Annotated in this window: 17 protein-coding genes; 10 read left to right on the forward strand and 7 right to left on the reverse strand. The window is 28.0% G+C overall.

Annotated features, from left to right (window positions below):
• Positions 1 to 1,017: 1,017 nt before the first annotated feature.
• Positions 1,018 to 1,155, forward strand: coding sequence for a hypothetical protein (locus tag KGF39_RS19855; RefSeq protein WP_413927072.1), 138 nt, complete (start codon positions 1,018 to 1,020; stop codon positions 1,153 to 1,155).
• A gap of 308 nt (positions 1,156 to 1,463) precedes the next feature.
• The gene (locus KGF39_RS06290) at positions 1,464 to 2,819 is read left to right on the forward strand and encodes an MATE family efflux transporter (protein ID WP_227821623.1); all 1,356 of its coding nucleotides are present in this window, start codon (positions 1,464 to 1,466) and stop codon (positions 2,817 to 2,819) included.
• A 116-nt stretch (positions 2,820 to 2,935) separates the two neighbouring features.
• Here KGF39_RS06290 and KGF39_RS06295 read toward each other — a convergent pair whose 3' ends face one another.
• Positions 2,936 to 3,604 carry a diphthine--ammonia ligase gene (locus KGF39_RS06295; protein WP_413927071.1) on the reverse strand — a complete coding sequence of 223 codons (669 nt, stop codon included), beginning with the start codon at positions 3,602 to 3,604 and terminating at the stop codon, positions 2,936 to 2,938.
• Positions 3,605 to 3,675: 71 nt separating this feature from the next.
• On the reverse strand, positions 3,676 to 4,104 hold the full coding sequence (locus KGF39_RS06300) for a DMT family transporter (RefSeq protein ID WP_054273399.1): 429 nt from the start codon (positions 4,102 to 4,104) through the stop codon (positions 3,676 to 3,678).
• Positions 4,105 to 4,256: 152 nt separating this feature from the next.
• Here KGF39_RS06300 and KGF39_RS06305 point away from each other — a divergent pair, with 152 nt between their 5' ends.
• Together KGF39_RS06305 and KGF39_RS06310 are read left to right on the forward strand one after the other, a co-directional pair.
• Positions 4,257 to 4,805: a DUF308 domain-containing protein gene (locus tag KGF39_RS06305; protein ID WP_079740007.1), complete on the forward strand. Its 549-nt coding sequence runs from the start codon at positions 4,257 to 4,259 to the stop codon at positions 4,803 to 4,805.
• Between the two features lie 119 nt (positions 4,806 to 4,924).
• Positions 4,925 to 5,860 carry a TIGR01212 family radical SAM protein gene (locus KGF39_RS06310; protein ID WP_227821624.1) on the forward strand — a complete coding sequence of 312 codons (936 nt, stop codon included), beginning with the start codon at positions 4,925 to 4,927 and terminating at the stop codon, positions 5,858 to 5,860.
• 293 nt (positions 5,861 to 6,153) lie between these two features.
• Here KGF39_RS06310 and KGF39_RS06315 read toward each other — a convergent pair whose 3' ends face one another.
• On the reverse strand, positions 6,154 to 7,098 hold the full coding sequence (locus KGF39_RS06315) for a DMT family transporter (RefSeq protein ID WP_227821625.1): 945 nt from the start codon (positions 7,096 to 7,098) through the stop codon (positions 6,154 to 6,156).
• A gap of 322 nt (positions 7,099 to 7,420) precedes the next feature.
• Between KGF39_RS06315 and KGF39_RS06320 the strand changes: the two genes are divergently transcribed.
• Together KGF39_RS06320 and KGF39_RS06325 are read left to right on the forward strand one after the other, a co-directional pair.
• The gene (locus KGF39_RS06320; protein ID WP_227821626.1) at positions 7,421 to 8,863 is read left to right on the forward strand and encodes a sigma 54-interacting transcriptional regulator; all 1,443 of its coding nucleotides are present in this window, start codon (positions 7,421 to 7,423) and stop codon (positions 8,861 to 8,863) included.
• 199 nt (positions 8,864 to 9,062) lie between these two features.
• The gene (locus KGF39_RS06325; RefSeq protein WP_054273395.1) at positions 9,063 to 9,647 is read left to right on the forward strand and encodes a zinc dependent phospholipase C family protein; all 585 of its coding nucleotides are present in this window, start codon (positions 9,063 to 9,065) and stop codon (positions 9,645 to 9,647) included.
• A gap of 102 nt (positions 9,648 to 9,749) precedes the next feature.
• Here KGF39_RS06325 and KGF39_RS06330 read toward each other — a convergent pair whose 3' ends face one another.
• Both KGF39_RS06330 and KGF39_RS06335 read right to left on the reverse strand, forming a co-directional pair.
• Positions 9,750 to 10,529, reverse strand: coding sequence for an HAD family hydrolase (locus tag KGF39_RS06330; RefSeq protein WP_107595332.1), 780 nt, complete (start codon positions 10,527 to 10,529; stop codon positions 9,750 to 9,752).
• 71 nt (positions 10,530 to 10,600) lie between these two features.
• Positions 10,601 to 11,857, reverse strand: coding sequence for a competence/damage-inducible protein A (locus KGF39_RS06335; RefSeq protein ID WP_227821627.1), 1,257 nt, complete (start codon positions 11,855 to 11,857; stop codon positions 10,601 to 10,603).
• 257 nt (positions 11,858 to 12,114) lie between these two features.
• On the opposite strand from KGF39_RS06335, the gene KGF39_RS06340 reads away from it, so the two are divergent.
• From KGF39_RS06340 to KGF39_RS06355, 4 genes are all read left to right on the forward strand, one after another.
• Positions 12,115 to 13,014: a D-alanine--D-alanine ligase gene (locus tag KGF39_RS06340; protein WP_227821628.1), complete on the forward strand. Its 900-nt coding sequence runs from the start codon at positions 12,115 to 12,117 to the stop codon at positions 13,012 to 13,014.
• A 23-nt stretch (positions 13,015 to 13,037) separates the two neighbouring features.
• Complete coding sequence (ddlR, locus tag KGF39_RS06345) at positions 13,038 to 14,486, forward strand: transcriptional regulator DdlR (RefSeq protein WP_227821629.1); 1,449 nt, start codon at positions 13,038 to 13,040, stop codon at positions 14,484 to 14,486.
• 82 nt (positions 14,487 to 14,568) lie between these two features.
• Positions 14,569 to 15,351, forward strand: coding sequence for a M15 family metallopeptidase (locus tag KGF39_RS06350; protein WP_227821630.1), 783 nt, complete (start codon positions 14,569 to 14,571; stop codon positions 15,349 to 15,351).
• A 25-nt stretch (positions 15,352 to 15,376) separates the two neighbouring features.
• Positions 15,377 to 17,296, forward strand: coding sequence for an ABC-F family ATP-binding cassette domain-containing protein (locus KGF39_RS06355; protein ID WP_227821661.1), 1,920 nt, complete (start codon positions 15,377 to 15,379; stop codon positions 17,294 to 17,296).
• A 252-nt stretch (positions 17,297 to 17,548) separates the two neighbouring features.
• Here KGF39_RS06355 and KGF39_RS06360 read toward each other — a convergent pair whose 3' ends face one another.
• Together KGF39_RS06360 and KGF39_RS06365 are read right to left on the reverse strand one after the other, a co-directional pair.
• A complete protein-coding gene (locus tag KGF39_RS06360) occupies positions 17,549 to 17,896 on the reverse strand; it encodes a PqqD family protein (protein ID WP_227821631.1) in 348 nt (115 codons plus the stop codon).
• Complete coding sequence (locus KGF39_RS06365) at positions 17,883 to 19,811, reverse strand: OPT family oligopeptide transporter (RefSeq protein WP_107595337.1); 1,929 nt, start codon at positions 19,809 to 19,811, stop codon at positions 17,883 to 17,885. The genes KGF39_RS06360 and KGF39_RS06365 overlap by 14 nt, the downstream gene beginning before the upstream one ends.
• Between the last annotated feature and the right edge of the window lie 165 nt (positions 19,812 to 19,976).

Genomic DNA, 19,976 nt, shown 5'->3' on the forward strand with positions numbered 1-19,976 from the left:
GAAAAGCACATTTTTAGCTGTCAAATCGTAGCGATTTACATACCACATAGTTAATATAAAACCAGCAGTAGCACCAGCAACTATACCGGAATTAGCAGATTTACATACCACATAGTTAATATAAAACACTTTTTCGAGATATTGTTCTTCCTTTTTTTACGTAATTTACATACCACATAGTTAATATAAAACAGTAGAGAGCAATCTAATAAGGCGATAAGCAGAGTCAATTTACATACCACATAGTTAATATAAAACCCCAAAATAAATTTAGCATTTCCAATGATTACACATATACAACGTTCTTAAAATTGCAGTGAGCGGGCAATAGTGCAATTGATAACACTTATCACACACTCTCAATGCCTTACATTTCAACTGTTAAGCCATATTTTATCACAAATATCGCTCACTGCAAAACTTCTATAATTTTATTATATCATAAATATATTATTTTTGAATATTTATACCAATTTGTGGTATAATAAAAGCAAGGAGATAAAATTTACTTTGTAAAAGGTGAATCTCTCTAATTGATTAGAATTTAAAAGTTATTTCTTTAAATCACCCTTATTGGCGTTTGGGTGATTTTTTATTTTGTCATATTTGGCGTTTATATGAGAAAATCACCCTTAGCTTTTCAATTTTATTTTCCTTGCTAAAAATATTATAGCATATATATTTACATATTTTACCTATTATATTACTTTTTTGCACATACATATAGATATTTCTGTATACATCTACTATCATCAAATAATATTTATAATTTAGATTTGATATAATAAAATCATGATTATTTAATATGTTTTAAACACTAAGAATGCTTATAAAGGGAGTGTACATATGAATATCAAATCAGCTGTTATAAGAAAAAAAGGGGAAATTTTATGTATATGTGGAGTATATAAAAGAAACAACTGGCAAAAAGAAACAAAAAAATAATTCAACTTCTAAGTTTTATACAAACAGGAAGCTCAATTATTATTAGAAAAGTCGAAAAATACTCCTATAGGTATACCAATTTTTTTGATGCTAACTCTTAGATTGCGTTTTGGTGAAGCTGTATCACTTAGATGGTCAGATGTAGACCTTGATAAAAAAATCATACATGTAAATCAAACATTAGTTTATGTAGGCAACAAAATAAGTTAAAATTACAGAGTATATTGAAAAATGAATTCGATTTGATATGCTTAAATAAAAGATTCAACCCGTGGGTTCAACCAACTTTTGTTGCTCCTTTTAAAAAACTATTAAGAGATAATAATCTTAGAGATATAAAACATAATAGGATGTACTTATAAAATACTTGAAATCACTATTATTTAATAAAATTTATAATTATTTACTATTTGCTGTTGACATTGGTATTATACCATAGTTTATCATTTATATTATAAATAAAATTATTAATTAATAGTTTCATAATTTTATAATAGATTTACAAGGAGTGGTAATAAATGGATACAAAAATATCTATGAATGAAAACATGAGTCTAGGTAAAAGGTTTTTTAAATACCTAGCACCATCTGTAGTTGCAATGTGGGTTTTCTCACTATACACAATGGTTGATGGAATATTTGTAAGTAAAGGAGTTGGAGAATTAGCTTTAGCTGCTGTCAATATATCAATGCCTTTTATTAATTTTATATTTGCAGTTTCTCTGTTATTTTCAACTGGTGCATCCACTATAATTGCAATTTATCTAGGTAAGAAAGATATTAAGTCTGCAAATGAAGTCTTTTCATTTAACTTAGTGTCAATAATTATATTATCAATAATTATATTAGCTATAACTTTTTTTAATTTAGATAAATTAGCACTATTTTTAGGAGCTACAGAATCTACAATTGGCATGGTTAAAGATTATTTAGGAATAATAATATTTTTTAATGGCTTTTTTATAGTATCTTACTCTTTAGAAGTTATAATAAAAACTGATGGCTTCCCAATATTAGCTACTGTTGGTGTAATAATATCTGCTCTTACAAACATCCTACTTGATTACTTATTTGTAATTAAATTTGGATGGGGTGTAAAAGGTGCTGGTATTGCAACTGGTTTATCTCAAGTCTTTTCTACTATTTTCTTCTTAATACACTTTTTAAGAAAAAACTCTACTTTAAATTTTTCAAAATTTAGAGTTGATTTCAAGACACTTAGAAAAATTGTATTTATAGGTTTTCCTGATTCAACGACTGAGTTAAGTTGTGGTATAGTTGTCTTACTTTTTAATTTGAGTCTTACTAAATATATTGGAGAAAATGCTCTTATTTATTATAGTGTCATAAATTATATAAATACACTAGTACTTATGACTATGATGGGTATAACTCAAGGTATGCAACCACTTACTAGTTTTTATTATGGTGCAGGAAACATAGATAATGTAAAAAAATTATTAAAGATGGGTATAAAAGCCACAATAATAGCATCAATTGCTGTATTTGCAATTTGTATGGCTTTTTCAGAACCAATAGTTTCGTTATTTATACATCCAGAAGAAACAATACTATTCAATGAAGGAATTCGTGTATTTAAAATATTCTCTATATCTTTCTTACTAGTGGGAATTAATGTAATAATTTCTGGATTCTTTGTTTCAGTAGAAAAACCATCAATTTCTACTGTTATATCTCTTGGCAGAGGACTCGTAATAGTTGTCTTAAGTCTAATTTCAATGATACTAATATTTGGTGGTCAAGGAATATGGATGACTACTATTGTTTCCGAATTTATATGTCTTATTTTGTCAATAGTTTTTCTAAAAAAGAATTTTTCTACATTAGACTCTAATCTAAATAAGGTTGCTTAGATAGTAGAAGTAATAGTACGTAAAATATATAAATAAAAAATACCTATTATACAATCTTGCAAATAGTAGACCTTTGCAAAAACTAGGATTATATAATAGGTATTTTATTTATGTAATTATTTTATTTCTAAATATCCATAGCCATTTTTTATTAAAGTTCCTTTTACTTCATATTCTACAGGTTTTTTAAATATTGGACCATCCACCACAAATGTATGATATTCTCCATGCTCTCCACATGGGTCTGCACCTGCATCTTTTATCTTTTTCACAAGTTCTCTAGTCAACTTTTCCCCTAAGAATTCCTCTCCTAGATGCTTTAAGTTTACTTTTGTTACAACACTACAAAATCCACTGTCTATAAATTCATATACTAAGTTCTCTCTACTCTCTTGCCATAATGGTAAATTTACCTTCATACCAACTGCATCACATCTATCAGTATCCCATTTTCTATGACTTTCTATGTCTATATCTCCATATGCACATATTGTTGCTCCCATGTTTTTAGCTTTTATTAAAGCTCTCTCAAAACTCTCTTCATATCCTTCTACTCCACATTCAGCAACTAATAAAGGTAATCCTATATTGCTACTTACTTGTTTAAGCATATTATATTCTAAATTATGTGTCCATGATTTTCCATGTTCTTCACTTATAGTTGTCAAGAGTGCCACAGGCCTATATCCTTTTTTCAACATTCGATTTAATGCTAATATACTATCCTTACCACCACTAAATGACATTACAAATTTTTCATCAGCCAATTCTAACACCTCTTTCACCTAACTTTGTTTTATTACTATAATTATACCAAACTTCTGAGTTATATAGCAAATTATACTGCTTTAAATGGTTAATTTACTATAAAGAATGTCCCTAATATTAAAAGTATAACCCCTATGTATTTGTATAAATGCATTGTTTCTTGTCCCAAAATCACGCTATCAATAAAAAAACCAACTAGAACTTGAGATACAAGTGTTAGTATAAGTGTATTTGATACTCCTAAATTTGGAATTGCTTTTACTGTAAAATATATTATTAGCCCACCAAATACACCTCCTAGCAATAGCTTATAATTAAAACCATTTATAGACACTAAATACTTTAAGTCCCCTGTAACTGTTATACTTACCAAAAAAAATATTGCTCCTACAGCTAAACTTATAAAAGTGGCTACTAGTGCTGTTGTACTTTTCCCTAGCTCTCCATTTATAAAAGCTTCAAGAGCAGTAGACCCACCTGCTAATAATGCAAATATTATTGCCCATAATTTTGTCATGGACAAACCTCCTCCTATATAATTCTATTAATAGAAGTTTATGATACAACCTATTAATTAATTACTAAGTATAGTTTAATTTTTATACACTGTGACTTTATTTGGATATGAATTTCTGTTATAATTGTTCTATTGATTTTGGAGGTGATTTTATGTACACAAATTTTAATATCGATTTTAATAACTTTAATAAAAAAGAAAATGCTACTAAATTTATGCTAATGGGAGTATTGCTTGTTATATTAGGATTATTGTGCCTTACATTTAAGACATTAGGTATAAGATTGATTTCTTGGACTTTTGGTATTGCACTTTTATTCTTTGCATACTTAAACCTTAAGAATATCAACGAACTAAAAAGATATGCAACTAAAGAAGAAATCAAACCCTCCACTAATGTCCAATGGATCCTAATAATTGTATGTATATTACTTTTTGTATTTCCTCAAAAAATACAAAGCATATTTTCATTATTTTTAGGATTTTATTTAATCTTTAATCAACTAGTGGCACTTGTAAATAGTAAGAATAATCCTTACTCTAAATTTACAACTTGGAATATAATTAAGACTTTATTTGGTATATGCCTTATATTATCTCCTCTTTTTCTATCTAGATTTATAGTATCGATAATGTCCTTTTTTATAATATTATTTGGACTAGTTCTATTCTTCTCTGGAAATAATGCAAGAAAATATTAAATATTTTCTTGCATTATTTTTATATTACTTAAAATAGAATTTGTTTAAGTTATCTATTTATGGTAATATGTTTTTTGTACAAGTTCAGTGTACAATTTTATTAGAAATAGGTGATTACTTTGGATAAATTTAAATATGCTTTTGATAATAAAAGATATCATACTTGGAATTACTATCTTAGAAATACTTTTGGAGAAAAAGTTTTTAAGGTATCTATAAATGCAGGATTTACTTGCCCAAACATTGATGGAAGTCTTGGTTATGGCGGATGCACCTATTGTAGTAAAGAAGGCTCAGGTGACTTTGCTGGAAATCCTAAAGACAATCTTATTAGTCAATTTTATAATATAAGAGAAATGATGTTAAAAAAATGGCCCTATGCAAAATATATTGGCTACTTTCAAGCCTATACAAATACGTATGCTCCCCTTGAAGTTTTAAAAGAAAAATATGAGACTATATTAGAGCTTAAGGATGTCATAGGTCTTTCAATATCTACAAGACCTGACTGTTTGCCAGATGATGTTGTAGAATACTTATCTGAACTAAATAAAAGAACTAACTTATGGGTTGAACTTGGACTTCAAACAATTCATGATTCCACATCTAAAATTATAAATAGAGGTCATGATTATAAAACATTTGTTGAAGGTGTTGAAAAATTAAAGTCTAAAAATATAAAGGTTGTTGTACACATTATAAATGGTCTTCCTGGTGAAGATTATAATATGATGATGGAAACAGCAAAAGAAGTTGGTAAAATGGGTGTAGATGGTATAAAAATCCATCTATTGCATGTTATAAAAGATACTCCTATGGAAAAGATGTTACAAAATGGTATGTTAACTCTTATGGAACAAGATGAATATATCAATCTTGTCTGTGACCAATTAGAAATACTTCCTGAAACTATGATAATCCATAGACTTACTGGTGATGGTAAAAGAGATGAACTAGTTGGTCCTATATGGAGCCTAAAAAAATGGGAGATTTTAAATCAAATTGATGATACTTTGAAAGCTCGAAATTCTTATCAAGGTTGTAAGTTTGTTTAATACTAAATAATTATTACAGATAAAACAATATCTATAAAATAATAGCTATAGAAAGAGTTATATAAATATAATTCTTTCTATAGCTATTTAGTATTTGTAAAACAAAATATTAATTTATACAATATATAATAAAAAATAGATAATCTAAATTATATATACTTATATTTTGTTTGCATTATCTATTCTATTCTGTAAACTTTATAGAAAGCTATTTTCTAATATAAAGATGGTTTGGTATGCTTTTTGTCAGACTCTAAAATATTTACCAATAAATACTTTTTAAGCACCTAATTCTAAATACTTTCTGTTTTCTCAATCTGCTTTATCTTGTTGGATTTATAAAACATTCTTATTCCATCATAAGAAAGATTAAGTGCTACTACTGCTGATATTAACATCAACATCACTCCAAATAACTTCCATAGGGAAAAACTTTCTCCTAATATGGTACAACCAATTATTACAGAACCGACCAACTCTACCGATGCTACAACGCCTGCCACAGATAACTCTACCCCTTTAGATATCCCTGCTGCATAAAAAATATATGCAAGTGCAGCTGGTACAATACCTAACATTAACATACAAAATAAAATATTTAAATCTTTAGCATAATTCAATATCTCCCAAGGTCTAGCAGAAGGAATCATAAATATAGCTCCAAATAAGAAACTGTATACTAGTATTGTTGAACTTGAAAATTCTTTTAAGGCATTTTTACTAATAGTTGGCATAAGTGCATAGGCTATTGCTGATAATATCCCAAGTAAAAGTCCAAAAGCACTTAAAATTTGAAAATCCAAACTTCCACCAGTCACTGCCATAATAGCACCAATAAAACAAAAGATAAGTGAAAGTATTTTACTTCTGGTAATACTCTCTTTATAACAGACTTTTGAAAATACTGCTAAAAATAATGGTGAAGTGTATAGTAAAACTGCTGCTACTGATACACCCACAGTATCAATCGCTTTAAAATAACATAAATTAAACATAGCTTGACATATAATACCTATTATTATCGAATATATGATTCCCTTTTTACTTATTTTTAAGATTTGTGGTGTTCTTATAAATGAATACACTCCCAAAACTATAAATCCAAAAAATAACCTTGTAAATGCTACTTGTTCTGATGTCAATCCATTTCCCATTAAAAACTTTCCAAATAATCCAAGTGTAGCCCACAGTAACCCTGCTGTTGCTATAAATACATACCCTTTACTTTTTTCTCCCATTTTAAATTCCCCTCTAATTTTATTTAGTCAATTTGCACTATTTTATTAAGCAAAAATTATGCCATTTTAATCCAATATATATCGACATTAAAACCCTAGTCTTTTCAACAATACTAATAAAATTTCAATTTTTTCATATTTATTTTTAACTTACTTTAAGTTGATTTAGACTTGTTTAAATTGTAAAATAAGTTATATATAACTTATTTAAAGTTAAAATAGACAAAAATTTATATATTATATAAATTTAAAATTTTAAGTACATTCAATTAATTGAACTTATTTTAATATATCACTAAAAATTTAGGAGGAAAGCATAAAAATGGATTTAAATTTAGAATTAGATTTGGAATTTTACAAAAAAATATTAGAAGCTTCCCATGACGAAATATGTGCATCTGATAATAAAGGAATAATAATATATTGTAATAAAGCATTTGAAGAAAATTATGGTCTAAAAAAAGAAGATATTTTGGGAAAAAATGTTTCTTTCTTAGAGGAATCTGGATATTCAACAAAAAGCCCCATACCAGTTGTATTAAAAACAGAGTCTAAATTTTCACTAGAACAAGATACCCAAACAGGAAAAAAACTCATCATAACTGCTACTCCTGTATTTGATGAAAATGGAAACTTAGAATACACTGTTGAGAACTGTAGAGATATAACTGAACTTAATAATATAAAAAATAAACTTGAAGACACAAAAAAACAAGTAAAAAAATATAAATCTGAAGTAGAAACACTCTATAGAACTGCTCTTAGAATTGAAGACACTGTAATTATGGATGGAATAGTGATGAGACCCATCATAAATACAGTAAACCATGTTTCTAAAACGGATGTAAGTGTACTTTTGTTAGGAGAGTCTGGAACAGGAAAAAGTTCGCTTGCTAGATATATACACCACAATAGTAATAGAGCTAATGGTCCATTTATAACCATAAATTGTGCAACTATATCTCCACAACTTCTTGAATCCGAACTTTTTGGATATACTTCAGGTGCTTTTACAGGTGCAAGTACTAAAGGTAAAGTTGGTCTTGTAGAATTAGCTGATGGGGGAACTCTTTTTCTGGATGAAATAGGAGATATACCACAAAATCTACAGGCAAAATTTTTGCAATTAATACAAGATAGAACTTTTACTCCAGTTGGAAGTTTAAAAAACAAAAAAGTCGACATAAGGATTATATCTGCGACAAATGCTGATTTAGTTTCAAAAGTAAAAGAAAAAAAGTTTAGAGAAGATTTATATTATAGATTAAATGTTATAGAAATAAAATTGCCTCCTCTTAGAGAAAGAAGGGATAATCTAGTAAAAATTATAAAATATTATTTTAATAGGTACTCAAGTGACTTCAATCTAAATAAAACTATTTCCAAAGAAGCTATAGATATTATTGCAAATTATAGATTCCCAGGTAATATAAGAGAATTACAGAATATAATTCAAAAAATCTTACTTACTTGCACAGATAATCATATAACAATAGATGATTTACCAAACATTCTTACAAAAAATATACATATTACCAATGATGAAAATAAAGTACATATAACCCAACTTAATAAAGTTACTATATCTGACTCAAAATCTATTGATTGCAAAAATAAAAATTTTGATACCTTAATTATGGAGTACGAAAAAAATATAATTTTGGATGCTTATGAAAAATTTGGTAGTTCTTATAAAGTAGCCAAACACCTTGAAATTTCTCAATCTAAAGCTAGTAGGTTAATTAGAAAGTATACTAATACTTAATTTAAAATTTGATAAATAAAAACTTAACACTATTTACATATTGTAAATTCGGCCATTTACTGGTATTATGAATATGGTTGAAATTATTTAAATAAATGTGATTGACTTAGTTTCATATATTTACCATTAAACTTTTATCATAAATATCATATCATAATAATATATTTAATAAGTCTAACAAACTATACGAGGTGTAAATATGTTAATGAATACCCATTTTATTATGGCAAAATCAATACTTGATAATATAGATGAAAATAAAACATTCTTTATAAGCGAAAAAAATTTTATATATGGTAATATAAAGCCAGATGCTTTTTCTAAATATAAATTAAAAAAACATTATTTAGATGAGTCATTTAATATGATTGTTTCTAAGATAAACTATCTGTGCAGTCTTAATATAGATAGTCTTTCTAAATACTTTTCAGTAAGTAGACTTAGTCAAGAACTAGGAGTCATATGCCATTTTTTATGTGATTTTTTCTGCGTAGCTCACAGTGAACGCTGGGAATTTAAACATAGTCTAAATAAACATGTCACTTATGAAAGAGAACTTGGAGCATTTGCAAAGGATGTTGATTTATCTAAAATTAAAGGTGGTACTATAAATAATAGCTTTGAAAAGTTTTTTACTAAACTTTATAGTGACTACAAAAAGAAAACTGATTATATGAATGATTTAAAATTTTCAGCTTATACTTGCAATAGTGTCATAAATTATATACTTGACTCTATTTTATCTAATACAATAAAATCATATCATATAGCAAATTGCGGCTAACTTAAGAATTTTTAAACTTATAATTGAGTATAATCAGAATGACTGCTCCAAAGAAATATAAAATATAATTTTATATTTCTTTGGAACAGTCATTTTTTATATTTAACTATTTATCTTCATTATAACATCTATGGCACTTTTTACACTGTCTACTATATAATTTGCACTTTGTTTTACATCCTCTCTTGCCTTAGACATTGCAAAACTGTATTTAAATCCTTCTAACATACAAATATCATTTGGAGAATCCCCAATAGTAGCAACTTCATCTGGACTTACATTTAAAGTTTTTATTACATGTTCTATACTTCCTCTTTTTGATACACTTTTAGGAACTATATTTAAGGTATATGTCCCAGAAAAATATATTTCTAGCACTTCACTAAACTCACTTTTTAAATACAACTCTATTCTAGATAACTCCTCCAAATTTTCAGAACATACCCCTATATTTCCTATAAGATTATCAAAACTACTTCTTTTCTCAAAATCAGGGTCCACTATGAAATCACTAGAATAGTGTCTAAAAGCAGTTGTATCACTACCCACAATTACATCACCCTTATATTTAAAGTATAATTGTGCATCACTTGACTCAAATCTATCAATAACTTTTTTCACTAAGCTATCATCTATGGTTCTTTTAAAAATTACATTATAGTTTTTATCATGTATGAATGAACCATTTTCACATATATAATATCCATTCATATCTAAATTATCTTTGATAATATTACGAGCTTGTTTAAATATTCTACCTGTAGCAACATTAAACTGCACTCCCTTTTTTTCTACTTCTTCAATTGCTGATATATCCTCTTTTGTTATAGTTCCATTTTCATATAAAGTTCCATCTAAATCACAAAATATATGTTTTATCATAAATTAAAAGCCCTCCAAAAATGATTTTATATTTATACTAATGCTTTAAATATATCCAATATCATAATAACTTAAAGCTTTTCTAATTGTATTCTTAATTCATTAAGTAAATCTCTAGTAGCTCTTAATCTTATCTTTCTTCTATCTCCATTAAATATATTTTTCTTTACTATTGTTTTTCCATTTATATATATTGCAGTATAAACTAATCCCACAGGCTTTTCCTGAGTTCCTCCGCCAGGTCCAGCTACTCCAGTTGTAGATATGCCTATATTAGCTTTAAGTCCTTTAGCAACGCCCTCAGCCATTTCTATTGCTGTTTGTTCACTTACTGCCCCAAACTCTTCCAAGGTTTCTCTTTTTACTCCTAATCTTTTCATTTTAGCTTCATTAGAATATGTTACACAACCTTCAAGAAATACAGAAGATATTCCTGGATAGTTTATAAGGGATGAAGAAACCAAGCCTCCAGTACAAGATTCAGCTACTGCTATTGTTAGATTTTTTTCTACTAGAAGTTTAGAAACAGCATCTTCTAATACAGTCTCGCCTTCAGATACTGAAATATCTCCTTCAGTATATACATATTTGCCAACTCTATTTTTTATTTTTTCTTCTACTGGTTTTATTAATTTAAAAGCTTCTTTTTCATTTTCAGCTTTTACAGTTATTCTTATTGTAACTTCTAATTCCTTTGCATACAAAGCAACTGTTGGATTGGTTTGTTCATTAATTATATCGATAATTTCTAATTCTAGATTTGACTCTCCTATTCCATATAATCTTAAAGTTTTAGATACTAGCATTTCATTTGTGAATTGTTGTAAGTAAGGTTTGACACTCTCATTGAACATAGCTTTCATTTCTCTTGGAGGTCCAGGTAATACTATTATAAATTTATCATCTTTCTTTAAAATTGCTCCTGGAGCTGTACCATTATTATTTTTTAGTACTACAGCATCTTTTGGAAAGTATACTTGTTTCATATTGTTTTCGGCCATTTTTTTTCCTGTTTTAATAAAGAAAGATTCTAAAACTTCTAATGATGGCTTATGTAATTCTAGCTTCTGGCCAAAGTATTCTGCAGCAGTTTCTTTTGTCATATCATCACCAGTTGGTCCAAGACCACCTGTAGTAATTACTAAATCACTTCTCTTTAAACTTTCATCAAAACATTCTAAAAGCCTTTGTTTGTTATCTCCAACTGTACTTTGATGGTATACTTCTATTCCCAATGCTGCAAGTTCTTTAGCTAAAAATTGAGAATTTGTATTTACTATATCTCCTAATAATATTTCTGTTCCTACACTTATTATTTCAGCTTTCAAAATTTATCACTCCTTGATTTATAGTCATTAAGACTAGTCTTAAGTTCATAACAATAATTTTAGCAAAAATAATAGCATAAATAAAGTTAAAAAAACATTTAAATATTTCTTTAAACTAAATTATTGCTCTAAAACCACACATAATATAAACTTCATATATAGTGGTACTTTCATCATCAACTGTTAATTCATATAATTAAGTATGTAAACAAAAAATTTACTTTAAAATAATAAAAATCAAAATAGGAGTGTATAATATGAAAATAGCAGTTATAATGGGTGGAATATCATCAGAAAGAGAAGTTTCTTTAAATTCAGGAAAAGAGATATATAACAATCTTGATAAAAATAAATACGACGTTGTAAAAGTAATAATAGATGATAAAAAAGATATATTTACAAAGATACCAGAAGATATAGATTTTGCAATACTTGCTCTACATGGAAAGTTTGGTGAAGATGGATGTATCCAATCAATACTTGAGACTATGGATATACCATATTCTGGATGTGGACCTCTTTGCAGTGGAATGTGTATGGATAAAAATATAACTAAAAAAATGCTTAGAGATTCAAATCTACCTACTGCTCCATGGGCTTTGGTAAAATCAGTTGATGAAATAGACTATGATGAAATAGATAACATAGGCTATCCAGTATTTATAAAACCAAATTCAGGAGGTTCTAGTGTAGCCACATTCTTTATTCATTCTAAAGATGAAGTTGAAGAAGCAGTTCGCAAAGGTCTGGAAGTTGATGAATTTGTAATGATTGAAAAATATATACCAGGTGGAGAATATACTTCATTCATACTAAATGGAGAAGTATTCCCTACAATATCCATAAAATCTGATTCAGGCTTCTTTGATTATGAAGCTAAATACTCAGTTGAAAAAGGAGCAAAAGAAGAAGTTGTTTATTTAGATGAAGAACTTCAAAAAAGAGTAAATGAAATTTCTGAGACTTGTTGGAAAATTTTTAATTGCAAAGCATATGTAAGAGTTGATATGATTATAAGTGAAGGTATTCCATATGTTCTTGAACTAAATACCCTTCCTGGCATGACTCAAACTAGTTTAATTCCTAGAAGTGCTGCTGCTAGAGGTATTAAATACAGTGATCTATTAGATAAACTTATAGAATACTCTTTAAATTAGATGAAATAATTTGAGGTGGTAATTTGATATTTTCAAATCTAAAATTAAATGATAATGAACCAATTTATATACAAATTAAAAATTATATAAGTGATATGATATCAAAAGGATTAATTCCAGACAATAGTAAGCTCCCTTCTACAAGGGAGCTTAGTCAGCTTTTGCAAGTTAGCCGAAATTCTGTAGTTTCAACTTATGAAGAATTAAAATCAGAAGGCTTAATCTACTCTATTTCAGGAAAGGGTACATTTGTTAAATCAAATAATAAATCTTCAAATACTACATGGTCATTAAACTGGGACTGTTTAGAGAATATATACTCTAAAAAAGCTAATGAATTGGATATTATAAAAAGTGAGATTCCTTGGAGTTCTGACCTAATTTCTTTTAAAAGTATTTCTCCAGCTGGAGATTTATTCGATATAGAAGAATTCAAAAAATCCTTTTTAAACAGAATATCACTAGAGGGTCACAAATTACTCAATTATGGATACGCACAAGGTTATAAACCCCTTATTAACTATTTACTAGAATATATGACAAACAAGGGTGTTGATATAAGTAATAAAGATATACTAATCACAAATGGCTTCACAGAAGGCTTTGATATTATCATGTCGTCTTTTACCCAAGAAAAAGATTATATAATATGTGAAAATCCTACTCATAATACTGCTATAAAAATTATGAAATCGCACAATCTTAATATTTTAGGTGTAGATATACATGAAGATGGTTTAGACTTCAATATTCTAGAGGAGCGTCTAATTAAGTACAAAAACAAAATAAAGTTTGCATATATTACACCCTCTTATCACAATCCTACAGGAATTGTAATGACTCCCGAAAATAGATACAAATTCTATAATCTTATGAAAAAATATAACATAGCAATTATAGAAGATGGATTTAATGAAGAATTGCTCTACAATAGTTCTCATATATTTCCTATTTGTTCACTTGATAATATGAATAACGCTGTTGTATACATTGGTAGCTTTTCAAAAATTTTATTTCCTGGAATGAGAATTGGATGGATATTTGCAGATAAAAAAGTAATAGATAAATTGGAAAGTGTAAAAAGATGTAGAAACATACATGTATCTTTTTTGGACCAAGGAATTCTATTTGATTACTTAAGTAATGGAGGTTTTGAAAAGTACGTCAAAAAAATACGTAAGTTCTATGGAGATAAATTTAACTTTGCATATGAATGTATAAAAAAATATATAAAAACGGAATACATCTTGGGTGATGGTGGTTTGCATATATTTATAAAACTAAAAAATATAGATACTAGAACTCTATTAGAAAAATGTTATGAAAAAAATGTTATATTTATGCCTGGAGATTTATTTTTTACAGATAACTCTGGTTCTGACACTTTAAGACTTGGATTTTCTAGATTGTCTTTTAAAGACATTGAAATTGGTATAAAAATAATTGGAGAAACTATAGATGAAATGTCCTAGGTTAACTAAATATTGTTAGCCTAGTTTATTTTTATGAGGTATAATATATATAGTTTATATGAATCTAACACTGGGGGATAATATGAGTAAAAAGTCAAAACGAAAAAAGATTAATAAATTAAAACTAACAATTGTAATAACTATATTATTTCTTGCCTTATTATCTATATATGAGATACTTTTCTCTAATACCAACAAAAAAGATAATATAAAAAGTCAAGAAACTATGCAAAATAAAAATAATACAACAGAGGATTCTAAAAATAATCAAAACTCTAATAAAAAGAAGGAAGATAAGAATATTAAGCCTACTTTTTCATATTCTTCAATACCAGATAATATAAAAAATAAAATGATTGGTAAATCTATGCCTTCTGATGAACCGATAAGCTTTGATAGCCTATCTTACTTAAAACTTACATACTATGGATTTGATAAAAAAACTCATCAAGGAGAAATGATAGTAAACAGTGAACTGGCTCCAGAAGTTGTGGATATTTTTAAAGAATTGTATGAAAAAAAATATCCAATTGAAAAAATCAAACTAATAGATGATTATGATGCTGTAGATGAAAAATCTATGTCTGATAATAATACCTCATCATTTTGTTATAGAACTATAGCTGGTACAAATGTCGTTTCAAACCATGGTAAAGGACGTGCTATAGACATAAATCCATTACAGAATCCTCAAGTTTCTGGAGATGATGTTACTCCTAAAGTAAGTACAGTCTATGCTGATAGGTCTACTGTAAAATTTGGAATGATAAAAAAAGGTGATGATTGTTATAATGCTTTTGTAAGCAGAGGTTGGAGTTGGGGTGGATATTGGAAAAACCCAGACTACCAACATTTTGAAAAATAATAGATTAGAAATAAAGGTGAATTATATGAATTTAATAACATTGGAAAACATAAGTAAAAGTTATTCTGAAAAAAAATTACTTGAAAATATCTCTCTTGGAATAAATGAAGGTGAAAAAATAGGACTTATCGGTGTAAATGGTACTGGTAAATCTACTTTACTTAAAATTATTGCAGGAGTTGAAGAAAGTGAAACTGGTAATATAACAAAAACTAATGGTGTTAGAATAGAATATCTACCTCAAAACCCAACTTACAATGAAAATTCTACTGTACTTGAACAAGTGTTTAATGGAACTTCAGAAGAATTAAAGCTACTTGGTGAATATCAAGAACTTCTAGAAAAACTTAATTCAAACTTTACAGAGGAATTAAATAAAAAACTATTATTAATACAAGAAAAAATAGATGCCTTAAATCTTTGGGATTTAGAAAGTGAAGCTAAATCAGTACTTACAAAACTTGGTATAAATGACTTTAATCAAAAAATAGTAGAACTTTCTGGTGGTCAAAGAAAGAGAGTCTCTTTGGCATCAGCTCTTATTACACCTTGTGAGTTTTTGATACTAGATGAGCCTACGAACCATCTAGATAATGATACTATAGATTGGCTTGAAGAATACCTTAATTCAAGAAAAGGTTCATTGCTTATGATAACTCATGATAGATATTTTTTAGACCGTGTTACAAATAGAATTATTGAACTGGATAAGGGTAGATTATTTAGTTATGATGGTAATTATTCAATATTTTTAGAAAAAAAAATGGAAAGACTTACATTAGAGGCAAGTATTGAAGATAAGAAGCAAAATTTAATTAGAACAGAGCTTGCTTGGGTTAGACGAGGAGCTCAAGCTCGTAGCACCAAACAAAAAGCTCGTTTACAAAGATTTGATGAACTCATAAATAGAGACTCTTTCAAACCTGATGAAAATCTCGATATATCTGTTGCATCAAGTAGACTTGGAAATAAAATAATAGAAATACACAATGTATCCAAATCATTTGACGGAAATACTGTTATAGATAATTTAGAATATACTTTAGCTCGCACTGACAGAATTGGTATAATAGGCAAAAATGGTCTGGGTAAATCAACCCTTATAAACATACTCAATGGAGAAATAGAACCTGATAGTGGATATATTTCAATTGGAGAAACGGTTAAAATAGGTTGTTTTTCTCAAGACGACTCTCATATGAATATCGACATGAGAGCCATAGACTATGTAAAAGAAGCTAGTGACTATATAGAAACTTCAGATGGTACTCGGATTACAGCTTCTCAAATGTGTGAAAGATTCCTTTTTAATGGCACTATGCAGTATACTTTAATAGGTAAATTATCTGGTGGTGAAAGAAGAAGACTGCACCTTCTTAGAATCCTTATGACAGCTCCTAATGTACTTCTTTTAGATGAGCCTACAAATGACTTAGATATTGAAACACTTAAAATATTAGAAGAATATCTCGATGAATTTAGAGGTGTAGTAATTACAGTATCACATGATAGATACTTCTTAGACAGAATTTGTAATAAAATATTTGCATATGAAGGAAATGGAAAAATTCATATCTATACAGGTAATTACAGTGATTATCTTATTTATAGAGAGGTTCAAGGAATTGAGTTTGAAGAGTCTAAAAAGGAATCAGTTAAAAAAAATGATTCTACTACTTCAAAAAAAGAAAAACCTAAAAATGATAAAAAGCTTAAATTCTCATATAATGAGCAGAGAGAGTTTGAAAATATTGACTCAGACATAGAAAAACTCGAGTCTAAAATTGCAATGCTTGACGAAAGTACTTCAAAATTTTCAACTGACTTTACTAAACTTCAAGAAATTTTAAATGAGAAATCTAGACTAGAAAAAGAACTTGAGTATAAATATGAAAGATGGGAATATTTAAATAATCTGGCTGATGAAATAGCTAATAATAAATGATATTAAAGTAATCTTAAGTTTAATAAGTTTTACTTTAAATCTATACTTTATAAATATTTTATAAGGGAGTGTCTCAAAATGAACTTTTTAGTTTGTGAGACACTCTTTTTTATATGAAATCAAATATATTTTTATCATTTCAACAATGAAAAAGAGGCTTATCTATCTATTTTGAGACAGCCTCTTTTATGATTTTTATAATTATCTTCTAATTTATATAATCTGATATACCTATAATAGTTTTTATTATATCTATATATCCAGTCTTTCAATATAGTGACAATTAACTTCAATATGATTTAAAAAAACTAACAGTCTTTCATAAAGTGGATGAGATTCTTCTCCGTATTTAGCTTCTAAGTTCTCTCCTATTTCTCTAACAGTCTTTTGACCATCGATTTGTAAAAACACAAAACTAGAATATTCATCTAGCTCTATTTTTTTATATTTAGGTATTCTAGCTTTTAATTTTCTAAAAAACCTTTGAATCCTATGGTCCTGTTTTTCAAGAATAGTTACAATACTATTCTCATCTACTTTATATTCAAGCTCATTAGCAATTTTAAATACGATATCTAAAACATCATTACTCTTGCTCATTATTTTTTACTTTAGATAAAATAATAGGTAAAGCTGTAAGTACAACTAAAACTACTAATAAAGCAATTGCCATTGAGTTTGTTGCAGCAAATCCACTTGGTACTTTTGGAGTTATAACTCCAGTTACTTGTAATATTATACCTATTAAACCAATGATAGAACCACCAGCAACAAGACCAGAAGATAAACTTATACCATTAGAAACTTTAACTTCTTTTTCTTTTTCAGTTTTAGATACTAATTCAACAAATAAACGAATTAATGCTCCAACTAATATTATAGAAGTAGTTGCGATTGGTAAATAGAATCCTATAGCTATAGTCATTATTGGTAATTTTAGTGCATATAAAACAATTGCCATAAATACTCCAACAATAATCATAACCCAAGGTAAACTACCTGACATAATACCAGAAGTTAATGTTGACATTAAATTTGCTTGTGGTAATGCAAATTGTACATTATCACCAGTTGCTCTAAGTTGGTCAGAAAGTAATAAAATTACTCCCACAACAACTATCACACCAACTATACTTGCAATTGTAAAGTAACGTTGCATTTCGTTTTTGCTACCACCAATAATATAAGTTACTTTTTGAGATTGAGTATAACCTCCAGCTATCGCAATAGCAACAACTATAAATGAACCAAATAAAAGTAATGATTTATTGGCTTCTAAATCAGTCCAGCCCATTATAACAAATACTAATGTTACAATAACTAGAGAAGCTATAGTCATACCAGAAACTGGAAGATTTGATGTTCCTATTGTTCCTGTTAAACGACCAGCTACTATGACAAATAATAAAGATAATAAAAGAGATATGATAGCTCCAATAATTGCCATAACAATATTACCAGAAATTAAGAATGCTGCTAAAAATCCAACAACTACTCCACCTAATAAAAGTATCATTTGTATAGATGAACCTTCTTCTCCTTCTCCAGAACTTGATTTAGCTTTAAGAGTTTCTTTTATAGAAGCGATTATAGTTGGTATAAGTTTTATTGCACCAATAATACCTCCACAAAGCATCATACCAGCACCTATATATTTTACATAACTACTAGATATAGCTCCAACATCCATTTGGTTAAGAGGCATTGCTGGATTATTCCATACCATAGCTCCATCTTTAGCCATATCTGTAAAATATCCTATTAAAGGCGCGATACCAAAGTTTGATAAAATACTTCCTGCAAACATTGTTAAAGAAACTTCAAGCCCTACTATAAATCCAATTCCTAAAAGTAGAGGATTTACTTCAATATCAAATTTCCATTTGTAGAATTTGCTTCCTACAAGACTCATTACATTGTTTGCTACATTTAAGAATGAACCAGTTAATACAGTAATAAATCCACTTATTACAAATCCAATTCCCATGTACTTAATTGAATCTCCACCAGCCTCTGAAGCAACAAGTGTCTCAGATATAGCCATTGATTCTGGGTACATAAGTTTACCATGTTCTTCAACTATTAGATAGTTATGAACTATAGCAGCAACTCCTATACCAAATAAAACTCCACCAACTCCAACAGCTAAGCCTTCTAAAAATGTAATTTGGCTTCCAATTAATATAACTGCTGGTAATACGAAAATAAATCCACTTGCAACAGATTCTCCACCACTTGACATACCTTGGATTAAATTCTTACCAAGAATACCCTTTTGACGAGCAAATGCTCCAACAAAAGCAGAACCTATTATAGCTCCTGGAATACCTGCGGCAACTGTAAGACCAGCTTTCATTCCAGAGTAAGTTGTAGATGCGGCAAAAATGGCAGCTAAAATAATACCGATAATCAGTACAGCTACATTTCCACCGGTTCTGGACTTATCTGTGATGTATGGAACGTAATCTTTTCCACTAACTTCACCATAAGCACCCTTAGGTAATTTTTTGTTCATAAAATTTTCACCCCTTTTCAATTTGTATATATTATAACATATATACATATAAAGCTTAACTTTTTATTATTTTACAAATAGCGAGTCAAAACTACTAAAATTTAACCCTATATTATTAATTTCTACTTTTAGATATTTTTATGCTAATTTTCTTTTTATTTTTCA

This window comes from Clostridioides sp. ZZV14-6345 (assembly GCF_020657775.1).
GTDB lineage: Bacteria > Bacillota > Clostridia > Peptostreptococcales > Peptostreptococcaceae > Clostridioides > Clostridioides difficile_D.

Coding starts and splice junctions, on each gene's coding strand:
- KGF39_RS06290 (WP_227821623.1), top strand. CDS start 1,464: ATGGATACAAAAATATCTATGAATGAAAACATGAGTCTAGGTAAAAGG.
- KGF39_RS06350 (WP_227821630.1), top strand. CDS start 14,569: ATGAGTAAAAAGTCAAAACGAAAAAAGATTAATAAATTAAAACTAACA.
- KGF39_RS06300 (WP_054273399.1), bottom strand. CDS start 4,104: ATGACAAAATTATGGGCAATAATATTTGCATTATTAGCAGGTGGGTCT.
- KGF39_RS06340 (WP_227821628.1), top strand. CDS start 12,115: ATGAAAATAGCAGTTATAATGGGTGGAATATCATCAGAAAGAGAAGTT.
- KGF39_RS06320 (WP_227821626.1), top strand. CDS start 7,421: ATGGATTTAAATTTAGAATTAGATTTGGAATTTTACAAAAAAATATTA.
- KGF39_RS06330 (WP_107595332.1), bottom strand. CDS start 10,529: ATGATAAAACATATATTTTGTGATTTAGATGGAACTTTATATGAAAAT.
- KGF39_RS06305 (WP_079740007.1), top strand. CDS start 4,257: ATGTACACAAATTTTAATATCGATTTTAATAACTTTAATAAAAAAGAA.
- KGF39_RS06360 (WP_227821631.1), bottom strand. CDS start 17,896: ATGAGCAAGAGTAATGATGTTTTAGATATCGTATTTAAAATTGCTAAT.
- KGF39_RS06355 (WP_227821661.1), top strand. CDS start 15,377: ATGAATTTAATAACATTGGAAAACATAAGTAAAAGTTATTCTGAAAAA.
- KGF39_RS06365 (WP_107595337.1), bottom strand. CDS start 19,811: ATGAACAAAAAATTACCTAAGGGTGCTTATGGTGAAGTTAGTGGAAAA.
- KGF39_RS06325 (WP_054273395.1), top strand. CDS start 9,063: ATGTTAATGAATACCCATTTTATTATGGCAAAATCAATACTTGATAAT.
- KGF39_RS06315 (WP_227821625.1), bottom strand. CDS start 7,098: ATGGGAGAAAAAAGTAAAGGGTATGTATTTATAGCAACAGCAGGGTTA.